The sequence below is a fragment of the Pseudomonas sp. TTU2014-080ASC genome (assembly GCF_001446935.1).
In the GTDB taxonomy this organism is placed as follows: domain Bacteria; phylum Pseudomonadota; class Gammaproteobacteria; order Pseudomonadales; family Pseudomonadaceae; genus Aquipseudomonas.
In genome coordinates, this window is record NZ_LKKK01000014.1 from 45,298 (window position 1) to 59,239 (window position 13,942).

Sequence of the window (13,942 nt, forward strand, 5' to 3'; positions counted from 1 at the left end):
CTGGGCTGGCGAACCTCAAAGGGGCAGGCCAGCCACGGGCTATACTTAGGACCAATGGCCGTGTGCAGGTCATTGCTTGCCAAACGCGACACGGCTGAGTGTTATTGGATTAATGATCGCAGCGCATAGACCTCAGACCACGGCCACTCTTTGCGCAGCCCCACAACCGTTTCGAAGTAATGTTTAAGCCTTCTGCGGTCGTCGGGATTGTCCTTGAGTGCAGAACCAATAATGTGATGGATTAGATTCTCTACGGTCATTTTACCTCCACCGTAATACCAGGCGTTGAGACAAGCTGCGTGGGCAACAGATACAGCTTCTGCTGTCGACATTGCAGCGCCCGCGAGACGGCTTGTGCTGCGACCGTCCATGGTTTGGCCATTCCGCAACTCGTGAAACATCGTGGCCAGCACCTCGATCAGCTTGGTATCGAGTTCCATCTTGAGACCAGCGCGCTCATTAGCCTTTTTGACATCCCGCAGGACTACACCTATCTCATCGGGGAGGTTTTTGATGGGACGAATTTCCTCGAAGTCGAGACGACGTTTGAGTGCTGCGCTCATTTCATGTACGCCGGCATCAACACTGTTAGAGGTGGCCACCAAGTTAAAGCCCTCCCGCGCAAGAATAATCCCGTCATCACCGGCAATTTCAGGAATTACTACAACGCGGTCAGAAAGAATCGAGAGAAGGGCGTCCTGCAACATCTGGGGGCATCGAGCAATCTCCTCAAATCGCACCAATCGACCTTCCATCATCCCGCGCAGCAAGGGGCTAGGCACTAACGCCTCGTAACAAGGGCCCTGACTGGCGAGAATGGCTGGGTTCCAACCATAGAGCAGCTGCTGTACTTGGGTTACAGCACCGCCTTGCAGGGTCAACGTGGAATTCCCTGAAATAGCCGCTACCAACAGTTCTGACAGCCAGGATTTTGCTGTGCCAGGTTCGCCCACTAGCAAGCAGCCACGATTTGTGCAAAGTGAAATTATAATACGAGTGACCATGGCGCGATCAGCTACAAACTTACGCTCAATGCCTAGGTTTTCATCGCCCAAGATGAACTTTTCTACTGCAATAGGGGACATCCGCCAGCCCGGCGGTACAGGCCCAAGATCCATGGCTGCCAGCCTTTGCAACTCAGCTTTAAAGATGATTTCTGCTGGTTGGCGCTGAGCAGACTTTTTAGCGTTAGCTGTAGTACTCATATCGATTTCCTCCGACCACCACGAACTTCAGGTGCCATACGCTCTTTGGGAAGAATTCGTGGCAATTCGGACATGGGAATCACGCCCTCAATTACATGATCGATAGCGCTGTCACGCATGGTGATCAGCCCGGAGTCGAGCGCCCGCCAGCGTAACTCTCCGATCGGAGGCTGGCTCGATATAGCATTGCGGATGTCGTCATCCACACCCATGTATTCAATGATTGCTACGCGGCCGCGTGTTCCCCGGCCACCACAGTTTTCACAGCCCTTGCCTTCGAAACAACGGAAATCATCAGGAGCGCCGTCCGGGAACAGCTCTGCAAGGATTTCAGGGTCGGGCTCAGCGGGTTGGCGACAATGTTTACAAATTCGTTTGGCTAAGCGCTGCGCAATAACAGCCAATAGCTCTGCCGCAATCGAGTTGGGGTGTATCCCCAGATCATACAAACGCTGCAGCGAATCGACGGCGTCGTTACTGTGCAGTGTTGATAGAACAATGTGACCGGTTTGTGAGGCGCGGATAGCCTCTAGTGCAGTTTCCTTGTCACGGATTTCACCGACCATGATTACGTCCGGGTCCTGCCGTACAAAGGAGCGCATTGCATCGGCGAAGTTAAAGCCGATATCACTGCGGACAGCAGTTTGTTGCACATTGTCGATCGAGTATTCGATGGGGTCCTCTACTGTAATCACTTTGCGACGCCCATCATCCGCCAAATTTTGCAGGCCTGCATAAAGAGTCGTTGATTTACCTGAGCCTGTAGGGCCAACGACAAGAACCAGGCCTGCTGGGTTGTCCAACAAGCGTTCGTAGTAGGAGCCAATGAGGGGAGACATGCCCAATTCGGCAACTGTCATCGCGCGGCCCGTCTGAGGCAGTAAGCGGATTACTGCATACTCACCATGGTGCGAGGGCTGAACTTGAACGCGCAGGTCGTAAGACATGTTCCGCAGTTGCAAGCGGGAGCGACCACCTTGTGGGAGCCTGCTTTCGGCAATATCGAGGGCTGCACGCAACTTTATGACGTTAATGATTCCTCTGAATTCACGAGGGCTCAGCGGATACTGCGGCAAGTCTTGTAGATCGCCATCCACCCGTAGGCGTATGCGTACACGCTTACCGTACTTCTCAATGTGAATATCACTAGCCTTATTCCTGACCGCATCCATCAGAATGGCTTCGTAGACTGAAACGAGATACGGACTGACATGGTCACGGTCTTCCTCGACTTCATCCGTTTCTTCTGGATCCGATTGCTGCGCGCGCACGTCGTCAAGCTGCGCGGGTGATGCGTGTTCTGCGGCAAAACGCCGCCCTTGAGCGCACAGGTTGAGAGCGGACCAAACGCGTCTGAAGTCTGTAGGCGTCACCAACCAACACTCTACGCTGAGATTGGGGCTTAAGCGCTCCACCATGTCAGCCCGTGCATCTGGGTTATCGGTGATAAATGTTAGAGTTGTATCACTTTGCGCAACGGGAATAAGCCGCGATAAATCCAGAAACGCTCTGGAGAAACGGCGGAACAGTGCAACGTTAAGAGAAGGTATGAGTGTGTCGGCATCCACAAACTTCATATCGCGTTGAATTGCCAATGAGCGATATAAGCTTACTTCCTCAACATTCAGTTTGCGGTTAAGGATATCCAGTACATTGCTGCCTTCAGCCGCGGCCTGGGCTTTGGCTTGCTCGAGTGATGGTTCACTGACCATCCCCATGTCGATGAGAATTTGTTCGGAGTTGCGGTTGAAGTCTACGCGGCCAAGCGATTGAGCGCGTTGAAGTCTACCACTGCACTTTACGTACATAGACAGTGTAGATTCAGTGCCTATTTTATCCTCAAGGCACACCAAGTTCCCGCCTTCGCGCAGATAACTTTGGAGCTTTTGAATGTTGGATATAAAAGTCGTGCATAGAACGAGGTCACATTGGCTGTCTAGCTCGAAATTAGACTCTGCCGGTTGCGCAATTACGACAATGTTGTCGAGGCCTAGGCGCATGAACCGCTCTTTGGCGGCTTCTGCTAAATAGCTGTTTTGCTCGATGTAAAAGACCTTATAGGCGAGCTGAGAAAGTACGGCAGCAAAATATCCTGAGCCGCCTCCAACATGCATGACTACATCGGTAGGGCTTATATCTGGAAGAATCGACAAAATAAGGCCGACTACCTCAGCCCTTGGGATTGAGTGCCCAGTCGTGGAAAGCGGCAGATCTTTTCCGTTGATGAAGTCACTTCTAGAAACAGATCTTAACGCCGAGCGAATCCTGGGGTGATTGTTTTCCATTAAATACTCCTACTGCAGTGCTAATGTTAAATGCACCTAGGTTTACGAGCGATCTTTGGTATGTTTTTAATTATTAATTTAACAACTATTAATTGGTTGATATTCCAGGTTATAGCTAAATAGTGCCGAAGTGCGCGACTGGGTAGCAACAATTGTTAGCAGGTGTTGTTCTAGTCTATTGTTTTTTAGAAGCTTTGTGTTTGATGTGCGCCATTGAAACTGCAAAATTCTGCAAATTTAAAAGTCTTGGGCGTAATGAAATGCCAAGTTTTGGGGATGGTGTTTTGGTATTTGTTTGATCTAGCTGCTTTTGGGTGTAGCTTTGATCAATTGTGAATTTTGATCAGAATCTAAATTTATAATTGGTTCTAAATTGTTTAGAGTTGATTATTGTATAGATGGTATTGGCTGGTTTGATTTGTTTTTTTGGGGGTGTATGCCAAGGTGTCAATTAAGATGCTTTTCAAATTGGCGAATGAATGATTAACAATGTTGCTAATAAGCTCTGGTTGGCAGGCACTATTGGGCGATTGGGCACAAGTTGCTATCTACTTCTGAAGTGTTAATGCCGTTAAGGGAGACTCAGCCACACTTTGGCCTTTTAAGGCAGTGTTTAGCTGTGCTCAGCATTTGAGCTAATGAGGGGGGCAGTCTGTCGAATTACTGAGTCAGTAGCGAAGGCGGGGAAGGTGGAGTGGGGCGTGCCGGTACTCCACCTGTGCTGCAATTAGCTGCCAGAAGAGTGTTTGCGACTTTTACTGTCTTTAGCTGGTTCAAATCCATCCGCGCGGAACATCGCTTTGATTCCTCGGATTGCCTGACGGGTACGGTCCTGGTTTTCGATCAGGGCAAAACGTACGTGATCATCGCCGTAATCACCGAAACCAATGCCTGGAGATACGCAAACCTTGGCTTCATGCAGCAGCTTTTTCGCGAACTCCAGCGAACCCAAATGGGCATATTGCTCTGGAATTTTCGCCCAGATGTACATGGACGCTTTAGGGTTTTCGACCATCCAGCCCAGCTCATGCAGGCCTTTAACCAACAGGTTGCGGCGTTGGCGATATTGCTCGGCAATATCGCGTACACATTGTTGGTCCCCCTCGAGCGCTGCGATGGCAGCCACTTGTAGCGGGGTGAAGGTGCCGTAGTCGTGGTAGCTCTTGATGCGGGCGAGGGCGTTGACCAGTTCTTTGTTGCCGACCATAAAGCCGATGCGCCACCCAGCCATGTTGTAGCTCTTGGACAGAGTAAAGAACTCAACGGCAATGTCTTTAGCGCCGGGCACTTGCATGATTGACGGAGCTTTCCAGCCGTCGTACACGATGTCTGCATAGGCCAAGTCATGCACCACAAGCACGTTGTACTGTTTGGCCAGTGCAACCACACGCTCGAAGAAGTCCAGCTCGACACATTGAGCAGTCGGGTTGGAAGGGAAACCTAGAATCATCATCTTCGGCTTTGGAATCGACTCGCGAATGGCCCGTTCCAGCTCATTGAAGAAGTCCACGCCCGGAATCAGCGGCACAGAGCGCACTTGCGCGCCTGCAATCACAGCACCGTAGATATGAATCGGGTAACTGGGGTTAGGTACCAGAACGGTATCGCCACTATCTAGGGTAGCCAGCATCAGATGAGCCAGTCCCTCTTTAGAGCCGATGGTGACAATGGCTTCGCTTTCCGGGTCGATCTCGACGTCGTAGCGATCCTGATACCAGCGCGAAATGGCGCGACGCAGGCGCGGAATGCCGCGGGAAGTCGAATAACCGTGAGTGTCCTCGCGTTGAGCGACTTGCACCAATTTCTCGACGATATGTGGCGGCGTAGCCCCGTCAGGGTTACCCATGCTGAAGTCGATGATGTCTTCGCCACGGCGGCGTGCGGCCATCTTTAGTTCAGCTGTGATATTGAAAACGTAAGGGGGGAGACGATCGATGCGCGCAAAGCGGCGCGGAGCTTGTTCAGCCATGCTTTCCTCGAGGACGTAAGCGCCCGGAACCGTCCGAGCGACGTTGGCCAGTGTGCTGGCCGATGGCGAAGATATGCCGACGCAGTTGATCTGTCTAGTGTTGTTCCCCGTTTATATATGGCAAAGAAAAGCCCCGCACAAGGCGGGGCTTTTCATGACGCTTTTACTGCTTAAACCTGAACGGCTGGAATCTTCGCGTTAGCAGCTGCTTCGCGGAATTCAGCGATCTGGTCGAAGCTCAGGTAGCGGTAAACGTCGGCAGCCATGCTGTCGATGTCTTTCGCGTACGCCATGTACTCTTCAACAGTCGGCAGTTTGCCGATGATCGAAGCGACAGCAGCCAGTTCGGCCGATGCCAGGTACACGTTAGTGGCGTCACCCAAGCGGTTCGGGAAGTTACGGGTCGAAGTGGAGACCACAGTCGAACCTGTCTGCACGCGAGCTTGGTTACCCATGCACAGCGAGCAGCCCGGCATTTCCATGCGCGCACCGGCTTTGCCGTAGATGCCGTAGTAGCCTTCTTCGGTCAGCTGGTGAGCATCCATCTTGGTTGGCGGAGCCAGCCACAGACGAGTCGGGATGCCACCTTTGACTTTGTCCAGCAGCTTACCAGCAGCGCGGAAGTGACCGATGTTGGTCATGCAGGAACCGATGAACACTTCGTCGATCTTGTCACCAGCCACTGTGGACAGCAGGCGGGCATCGTCCGGGTCGTTCGGCGCGCAGAGCACAGGCTCTTTGACGTCGGCCAGGTCGATTTCGATAACGGCAGCGTATTCGGCGTCTTTGTCGGCTTCCAGCAGTTGTGGCTTGGCCAACCAGGCTTCCATCGCTTGAGCACGACGCTCCAGAGTACGGGCATCGCCGTAGCCTTCGCTGATCATCCAGCGCAGCAGGGTGATGTTGGACTTCAGGTACTCGGCAATGGACTCTTCCGGCAGCTTGATGGTGCAACCTGCAGCGGAGCGCTCGGCAGAGGCGTCGGACAGCTCAAACGCTTGCTCTACGGTCAGCTCGTTCAGGCCTTCAATCTCAAGGATGCGGCCAGAGAAGATGTTCTTCTTGCCTTTCTTCTCTACGGTCAGCAGGCCAGCCTGAATCGCGTAGTAAGGAATGGCATGAACCAGGTCACGCAGGGTAATGCCAGGTTGCATTTTGCCTTTGAAGCGAACAAGTACCGACTCCGGCATGTCCAGCGGCATTACGCCAGTGGCAGCAGCGAAGGCTACCAGGCCAGAACCAGCCGGGAAGCTGATGCCGATCGGGAAGCGGGTGTGGGAGTCACCACCAGTACCAACGGTATCCGGCAGCAGCATACGGTTCAGCCAGCTGTGGATAATGCCGTCGCCTGGACGCAGGGAAACACCGCCGCGGGTCTTGATGAAGTCAGGCAGGGTGTGGTGCGTGGTTACGTCGATCGGCTTCGGATAAGCAGCAGTGTGGCAGAAGGACTGCATTACCAGATCGGCGGAGAAGCCCAGGCAAGCCAGATCTTTCAGCTCGTCACGGGTCATCGGGCCAGTGGTGTCCTGGGAGCCAACGGTGGTCATCTTAGGCTCGCAGTAGGTGCCCGGACGAACGCCTTGACCTTCTGGCAGACCGCAAGCACGGCCAACCATTTTTTGAGCCAGGGTGAAACCTTTGCCGCTGTCAGCAGGAGCAACTGGCTTCTTGAACAGGTCGCTAGCGCCGAGGCCCAGCTCAGCACGGGCTTTTTCAGTCAGACCGCGACCGATGATCAGTGGGATACGGCCGCCAGCACGAACTTCGTCCAACAGCACGTCGGTTTTCAGTTCGAAGGTGGTTACCAGCTCATCGCTGCCATTGCGGCGCACTTCGCCTTTGAACGGGTAAACGTCAATCACGTCGCCCATGGCCAGGTTGGTGCAATCGAATTCGATCGGCAGAGCGCCGGCGTCTTCCATGGTGTTGTAGAAGATCGGAGCGATTTTGGTGCCGAAGCAGAAGCCACCAGCACGCTTGTTCGGTACGTAAGGAATGTCGTCACCGAAGAACCACAGTACCGAGTTGGTAGCGGACTTACGGGAAGAGCCAGTACCTACAACGTCACCTACATAAGCAACCGGGTAGCCCTTGGCTTTAACTTCTTCGATTTGTTTCAGCGGGCCAACAGCGCCCGGCTGAACCGGCTCAATGCCGTCACGGGCCATTTTCAGCATGGCCAGGGCGTGCAGCGGGATGTCAGGACGCGACCAAGCATCCGGAGCTGGAGACAGGTCGTCAGTGTTGGTTTCGCCTGGCACCTTGAACACGGTCAAGGTGATCTTTTCAGCAACGGCTGGTTTGGCTTTGAACCACTCACCGTCAGCCCAGGATTGCAGCACTGCTTTGGCAGCAGCGTTGCCTTTCTTGGCGCGCTCAGCGACGTCGTGGAAGGCGTCGAACATCAGCAGGGTGTGCTTCAGTTGTTCTGCAGCGACTTCTGCAAGATCAGCGCTGTCGAGAAGCTCAACCATGGTGGCGATGTTGTAACCACCTTGCATGGTGCCGAGCAGTTCAACTGCGCGCTTCTTGTCGATCAGCGGGGAGGTAGCTTCGCCTTTGGCAACGGCAGAGAGGAAGCCCGCCTTAACGTAGGCTGCTTCGTCAACTCCTGGTGGTACGCGATTGGTGATCAGATCAAGAAGAAACTCTTCTTCACCAGCCGGCGGGGATTTCAGCAGCTCGACCAGGCCTGCGGTTTGTTCGGCGTTCAGCGGCTGGGGCACGACACCCTGAGCGGCACGCTCTGCTACATGTTTGCGATAGGCTTCAAGCACAGTTATTACCCTCATCAGTTGTTCCGGGACTAACCGGAACGCGATCCAGAAAACAGCGTTCCAAGCGCATCTCGGCTTTATGGGCCGTTCTGCCTTGAATCGTTATCTTCCTGAAGAAGCTGCTTTCAAAGTTTTACGCCGGCAGGACGGGTTAGATGAGGGCTGGTGCAGAACCGTGATTAACTCTCGGCGCTGCACCAACGTCCAACCTGCAGGATCGACTGTGCTCGTGACGCTTTGAAAACAGCTTCCAACGGACGTTGCAGCCAAAAGATTGGCCGGAAGATTCTACTGGAAAGCTTTATCAAAGTTAAGTCGGCTCTGGGGTGATCTGTTACAGACAAAGGGCTAATATGCCCGCTTGTCCGCTACTCGTACTTGTCCTGCGTAATGTCAAATCAGCGTATCAAAACCCCATGCATCGGCCTCTGTTCCACTGTTTACGGGGATTTGGTGTGTCGTGGGTGTAAGCGTTTTCACCATGAGGTAACTAGTTGGAACGCTTATACAGAAGAGCAGAAACAGGCTGTCTGGCATCGTCTCGAAGCGCTGCTTGTGCAAGTTATTGCCGCCAAGCTTGTGGTATTTGACCCGGGCCGACTGCGATTTCAACTTGAGCAACGGCAAATTCGGTTTGTCCCTCAGCAGTCGCCGTATTGCTGGGCTTACCAGTTAATAGCCAGAGGTGCGCGGGTGATTAATCAGTTGGATGCGTATGGTGTGGTGTTGCTGCCCGAGTTTCGCGACTGGTCATTGCCTGATGTACGCGATGCAATTGATCGGGAGTTCTTCCTTCTGTCTGAAGCGCATTATGAGCGCTATATCGCGCCTCGTTTTCTGCAGAACGGACTTGAATAACTTCTGGCCGCCCGCGACGGCCAGAAGCGATGCATCAGTGTTGCGCCACTAGATCTTCTAAATGACCGATGATGTCATCGGGCTTAAGGACCAGTACATCCGTTTCAAGGCTATCCAGAACTACTTCAGCGGTGTTGCCAATCAACACGCCGGATAGCCCCGTGCGCGCCACTGTTCCCATGACCACGACGCTTGCCTTCAGCTGTTTGGCGGTTTGCGGGATATGCACATCAGCCGGACCTTCGACAATGTGTAGGCGCTCGTTGCTGATGTCGTATTCGCTTTGAAAGGCTTTGCAGTGTTCGCGATAGCGAGCCTCGATGGTTTCGCTGAGTTGGAAGGTCGGATCAGCCGCTGAGAGCATTGGGCTAGGGTGAGCGGAAATGACGTGTAGCTCGGATTTTGCCAGCGCGGCGATGTCATAACCGTGGCTGACGATACTGCTATGCAGAATGTGGTGCGCAGCATCGGCGTTACCGACATCGACTGCCGCCAGAACGACTCCGTCCGTCCATGGTGTATCAGTTTTCACCATCAGGACTGGAGCAGGGCAGTAACGTAGGATTTTCCAATCTTCAGGCGTCAGCAACGCCTTTTTCAGCGGATTGTCTGCGACGTGCTGTTTGACGACTAAGCCGCAGCCTTCGCTCTGTTGGACGCGGACAATGGTTTGATGCAGTGTCTCCAGCCACTCTTGCTGAGCTGTGACGCTAAAGCCTTCATCTTTGAGGTTTTCGCTAAGCGAGCAGAGAAAATCGCTGTGATCGGCCTTTTTGTCACACACAAGAATGTGTAGGTGCGACTGCGTCACACTGGCAATTAGTTTGGCGCGTTTGAGGGCCAAGTCTTCGCTTCGTGATGGATCAACTACAACAAGAATGCTGCGTATTGCCTGCATGACCAGCTCCTCAAACGATTGTTTAAATTCACTATAAACGGCTGATTTGGCTTGCGATTGACGCGTGTCAATCGAACAGATGTTCTTGCTTCTGATCACCATTCGTATAATGGCTGTTTTGTTTTATGTCTAACCCTACAGCGAGTCTATGCATTTTTCCGCCAAACACGCTGTCATTACCGCCAATAATGGCGACTTGTGCCGGGCTAGTGATGCTTGGTTAATAATTCTGAAACCTGTGTGCGCCAATGAATTTGCCTGAGATAAATGATTTTTTAGGTTGCCCAACACCTGATGGTTGGGTAGCAGCAGCCTTGGCCGATCAAGAAACGCTGCTGATCGATCATAAAAACTGCGAGTTTAAAGCGGCCAGTACGGCATTGAGCCTGATGGCCAAGTACAGCACCTATGTTGACCTGCTCAATGCTATGTCGCGCCTAGCGCGGGAAGAGTTGGTCCATCACGAGCAGGTGTTGCGCATCATGAAGCGCCGCAAGATTCCGCTGAGACCGGTTTCTGCTGCCCGTTACGCTTCCGGGCTGCGCAAGCATGTGCGGACTCACGAACCGTATAAGCTGGTGGACACATTGGTGGTTGGCGCATTTATTGAGGCGCGCAGCTGTGAGCGCTTTGAAGCTTTGGTGCCGCATCTCGACGAAGAACTGGCCAAGTTCTATGCGGGATTATTGAAGAGCGAGGCCCGGCACTTTCAGGGATATTTGAAATTGGCCTATCAGTATGGAGATGAGCGTGATGTTGATCAGGCTGTCATCCGTATCAGGGATGCTGAGCGTGAGCTGGTCGAGTCACCTGACAGCGAATTCCGCTTTCACAGCGGTGTTCCCGCGTTTTAAACCGATAGAAGAGCTGGGGCGTCAGGCCTCGGCTTCTAAAGCAAATGACGACTGATGGTATCCGTCAGCGTCAACCTGCAAGACCCAGCCATGTTTATCCCAGTCGCCTAGTACGATTCGCTGCGCGGGTTGGCCAGCAATCTGCAGCGCATGGGTCGCTGGCCGGTGAGTGTGTCCATGAATAAGTGTTTGCACGCCGTATTGGGTCATGATTCGGCTGACCTCGCTCGCTGTGACATCAACGATTTCGCTGGCTTTCATACGGGTTTGCAGCTTGCTTTCATTACGCAGCTTGCGAGCTAGCTTCTGTCGTGTGCTGAGCGGCAGATTGCGCAGGATGAACAGGGAAAGCGGATTGCGCAGCCAGCGGCGCATTTTCATGTAGGCGATATCTTGCGTACACAGACTATCGCCGTGCATGAGCAATACCTTTTCGCCATTGAAGTCGACTAGGGCCGGGTCGCGGAGTAGTGTGCAGCTTGCTAGTCGGCAGAATTGCTTGCCAATTAAGAAGTCTCGGTTGCCATGCATCAGGAATACCTGAGTGCCGTGTTCACTCAGTTGGCGTAGCGCCTGGGCAATCTTCTGATGAAAAGCAGTGATGGCGTCATCACCAATCCAGACTTCAAAAAAGTCCCCAAGGATATAAAGCGCCTGAGCCTGCCTTGCCTGTGTCTCGAGAAAATGGAGAAACGCCCGGGTGATATCCGGGCGCTCTTGTTCGAGATGCAGATCTGAGATCAGCAATATCACTCAACGATCTCGGCACGTTCGATGATGACGTCGTCGACCGGTACGTCCTGGTGGCCGGATTTGCTGGTGGTCGCAACGCCCTTAATGGCATTCACAACGTCCATGCCTTCAACCACTTCACCGAAAACTGCATAGCCCCACCCCTGGACGGTCGGAGAGCTGTGATTGAGGAAGTTGTTATCAGCTACGTTGATAAAGAACTGGGCAGAGGCCGAGTGCGGCTCCATAGTGCGGGCCATTGCCACTGTACCGATCTTGTTGGAAAGGCCGTTATTGGCTTCATTCTTAATCGGCGCGCGGGTCGGCTTCTGTTTCATGCCAGGCTCAAAACCGCCACCTTGAATCATGAAATTGCTGATTACCCGGTGGAAAACGGTGTTGTCGTAGTGACCCTCCTGAACATACTGCTTGAAGTTGGCAGCGGTTTCAGGAGCCTTGTCTTCGAACAGGTTGATGGTGATTACGCCGTGATTGGTGTGCAGCTTGATCATGTAATAGTCGCTCTTTCGGTAAAACCGGAAGCCGTCCAGCCTGTATTTAGTGACAACTAAAGGGCTGGAGACAGTCTGGGGCCTGTCAGGGGATTGACAGCTTCGGCTATGATAAGCGCTTTGTATTAGTCGGCCTACCCTGAGCCGCGCACCCGAATGATCAAGGACACCATGAGCAAGCCAGAAACTGTCGCCGCAGCTAACTTTCTTCGCCCCATCGTTCAGGCTGATCTGGATGCGGGTAAACACGCGAAGATCATCACCCGTTTCCCGCCGGAGCCTAACGGATATCTGCATATCGGCCATGCCAAGTCGATTTGCCTGAACTTCGGCCTGGCCAAAGAGTTCGGTGGTCAGTGCAACTTGCGCTTCGATGACACCAACCCGGCCAAGGAAGATCAGGAATACATCGATGCCATTAAGGAAGACGTGAAGTGGCTGGGCTTTGAATGGGCTGGTGAAGAGCGTTATGCCTCCAACTACTTTGATCAACTTCACGATTGGGCAATCGAACTGATCAAAGCTGGTAAGGCGTACGTGTGCGACTTGTCCCCGGAAGAAGCTCGCGAATATCGCGGTAGCCTGACAGAACCTGGCAAAAACAGCCCGTTCCGCGACCGTAGCGTCGAAGAGAACCTTGACCTGTTCGCCCGCATGAAAGCCGGTGAATTCCCGGATGGCGCCCGCGCCCTGCGAGCCAAGATTGATATGGCCTCGCCGAACATGAACCTGCGTGATCCCATCCTGTATCGGATTCGTCATGCCCATCACCACCAGACTGGTGACAAATGGTGCATCTACCCAAGCTATGACTTCACCCATGGCCAGTCGGACGCCATCGAAGGCATCACCCACTCGATCTGCACCCTTGAGTTTGAAGATCACCGCCCTCTGTACGAGTGGTTCCTGGAGCAGCTGCCGGTTCCGGCACAGCCGCGTCAGTATGAATTTGCCCGTCTGAACTTGAACTACACCATCACCAGCAAGCGCAAGCTCAAGCAGCTGGTTGATGAGCAGCACGTCACTGGTTGGGACGACCCGCGTATGTCGACGCTTTCGGGTTTCCGCCGCCGTGGTTATACACCGGCTTCGATTCGCAATTTCTGCGACATGATCGGTGTGAACCGGGCTGGCGGCGTGGTCGATATCGGCATGCTTGAGTTCGCTATCCGTGAAGACCTGGATGCCAACGCCAGCCGTGCCATGTGCGTGCTTAAGCCCCTCAAAGTAGTGATCACCAACTACCCTGAAGGCCAGGTTGAACAGTTGGAGCTGCCGCGCCATCCGAAACAGGATATGGGTGTGCGTGTACTGCCGTTTAGCCGTGAAATCTTCATTGACGCCAGCGACTTTGAAGAAGTACCACCAGCAGGCTTCAAGCGCCTGATTCCGGGCGGTGAAGTGCGCCTGCGTGGCAGCTATGTGATTCGTGCCGACGAGGCCATTAAGGATGCCGACGGCAATATCGTTGAGCTGCGCTGCTCTTATGATGAAAACACGCTGGGTAAGAACCCTGAAGGTCGCAAGGTCAAGGGCGTGATTCACTGGGTACCGGCAGCAGAAAGCGTTGAGTGCGAAGTGCGCCTGTACGATCGCCTGTTCCGTTCTGCAAACCCAGAGAAGGCCGAAGAGGGCGGCAGCTACCTCGACAATATCAACCCGGACTCGCTGGTTGTACTCAAAGGCTGTCGTGCCGAGCCATCCCTGGCTACAGCGAGCGTTGATGATCGCTTCCAGTTTGAGCGCGAAGGCTACTTCTGCCTAGACAGCCAGGACAGCGCGCCAGGCAACTTGGTCTTCAACCGCACCGTCACCCTGCGTGACTCCTGGGCTTAAGTCCGGGTGATTT

10 protein-coding genes are annotated in these 13,942 nt (G+C 53.5%); 3 read left to right on the forward strand and 7 right to left on the reverse strand.

Annotated features, from left to right (window positions below; all coding sequences use genetic code 11):
- Positions 1-101: 101 nt before the first annotated feature.
- The 4 genes from AO726_RS17905 to acnB all read right to left on the reverse strand — a co-directional run bounded on the left by AO726_RS17905 (position 102) and on the right by acnB (position 8,239).
- On the reverse strand, positions 102-1,205 hold the full coding sequence (locus tag AO726_RS17905; protein ID WP_058069477.1) for an ATP-binding protein: 1,104 nt from the start codon (positions 1,203-1,205) through the stop codon (positions 102-104).
- Complete coding sequence (locus AO726_RS17910; RefSeq protein ID WP_058069478.1) at positions 1,202-3,490, reverse strand: ATPase, T2SS/T4P/T4SS family; 2,289 nt, start codon at positions 3,488-3,490, stop codon at positions 1,202-1,204. Before AO726_RS17910 ends, AO726_RS17905 begins: the two co-directional genes overlap by 4 nt.
- A gap of 727 nt (positions 3,491-4,217) precedes the next feature.
- Positions 4,218-5,459: an alanine transaminase gene (gene alaC / locus AO726_RS17915; protein WP_058069479.1), complete on the reverse strand. Its 1,242-nt coding sequence runs from the start codon at positions 5,457-5,459 to the stop codon at positions 4,218-4,220.
- A gap of 170 nt (positions 5,460-5,629) precedes the next feature.
- Positions 5,630-8,239 (reverse strand): bifunctional aconitate hydratase 2/2-methylisocitrate dehydratase, encoded by a 2,610-nt coding sequence (gene acnB, locus AO726_RS17920; protein ID WP_058069480.1) that lies wholly within the window; start codon positions 8,237-8,239, stop codon positions 5,630-5,632.
- Between the two features lie 390 nt (positions 8,240-8,629).
- Between acnB and AO726_RS17925 the strand changes: the two genes are divergently transcribed.
- On the forward strand, positions 8,630-9,097 hold the full coding sequence (locus tag AO726_RS17925) for a DUF1289 domain-containing protein (protein WP_058069481.1): 468 nt from the start codon (positions 8,630-8,632) through the stop codon (positions 9,095-9,097).
- Between the two features lie 34 nt (positions 9,098-9,131).
- On the opposite strand, the gene AO726_RS17930 is transcribed toward AO726_RS17925, so the two are convergent.
- Positions 9,132-9,995 carry a universal stress protein gene (locus AO726_RS17930; RefSeq protein ID WP_058069631.1) on the reverse strand — a complete coding sequence of 288 codons (864 nt, stop codon included), beginning with the start codon at positions 9,993-9,995 and terminating at the stop codon, positions 9,132-9,134.
- Between the two features lie 248 nt (positions 9,996-10,243).
- On the opposite strand from AO726_RS17930, the gene miaE reads away from it, so the two are divergent.
- The gene (gene miaE / locus AO726_RS17935; protein WP_058069482.1) at positions 10,244-10,849 is read left to right on the forward strand and encodes a tRNA-(ms[2]io[6]A)-hydroxylase; all 606 of its coding nucleotides are present in this window, start codon (positions 10,244-10,246) and stop codon (positions 10,847-10,849) included.
- 21 nt (positions 10,850-10,870) lie between these two features.
- Here the strand turns inward: miaE and lpxH are convergent, their stop codons facing one another.
- The gene (lpxH, locus tag AO726_RS17940) at positions 10,871-11,602 is read right to left on the reverse strand and encodes a UDP-2,3-diacylglucosamine diphosphatase (protein ID WP_058069483.1); all 732 of its coding nucleotides are present in this window, start codon (positions 11,600-11,602) and stop codon (positions 10,871-10,873) included.
- Positions 11,599-12,093, reverse strand: coding sequence for a peptidylprolyl isomerase (locus AO726_RS17945; protein WP_058069484.1), 495 nt, complete (start codon positions 12,091-12,093; stop codon positions 11,599-11,601). Before AO726_RS17945 ends, lpxH begins: the two co-directional genes overlap by 4 nt.
- A gap of 171 nt (positions 12,094-12,264) precedes the next feature.
- Between AO726_RS17945 and AO726_RS17950 the strand changes: the two genes are divergently transcribed.
- Positions 12,265-13,929 (forward strand): glutamine--tRNA ligase/YqeY domain fusion protein, encoded by a 1,665-nt coding sequence (locus AO726_RS17950; RefSeq protein WP_058069632.1) that lies wholly within the window; start codon positions 12,265-12,267, stop codon positions 13,927-13,929.
- Positions 13,930-13,942 lie beyond the last annotated feature (13 nt).

What these genes read in the sequence shown, in the direction of transcription:
- miaE (WP_058069482.1), top strand. Translation starts at nt 10,244, where the DNA reads ATGAATTTGCCTGAGATAAATGATTTTTTAGGTTGCCCAACACCTGAT.
- AO726_RS17945 (WP_058069484.1), bottom strand. Translation starts at nt 12,093, where the DNA reads ATGATCAAGCTGCACACCAATCACGGCGTAATCACCATCAACCTGTTC.
- AO726_RS17950 (WP_058069632.1), top strand. Translation starts at nt 12,265, where the DNA reads ATGAGCAAGCCAGAAACTGTCGCCGCAGCTAACTTTCTTCGCCCCATC.
- AO726_RS17905 (WP_058069477.1), bottom strand. Translation starts at nt 1,205, where the DNA reads ATGAGTACTACAGCTAACGCTAAAAAGTCTGCTCAGCGCCAACCAGCA.
- AO726_RS17930 (WP_058069631.1), bottom strand. Translation starts at nt 9,995, where the DNA reads ATGCAGGCAATACGCAGCATTCTTGTTGTAGTTGATCCATCACGAAGC.
- AO726_RS17910 (WP_058069478.1), bottom strand. Translation starts at nt 3,490, where the DNA reads ATGGAAAACAATCACCCCAGGATTCGCTCGGCGTTAAGATCTGTTTCT.
- AO726_RS17925 (WP_058069481.1), top strand. Translation starts at nt 8,630, where the DNA reads ATGTCAAATCAGCGTATCAAAACCCCATGCATCGGCCTCTGTTCCACT.
- alaC (WP_058069479.1), bottom strand. Translation starts at nt 5,459, where the DNA reads ATGGCTGAACAAGCTCCGCGCCGCTTTGCGCGCATCGATCGTCTCCCC.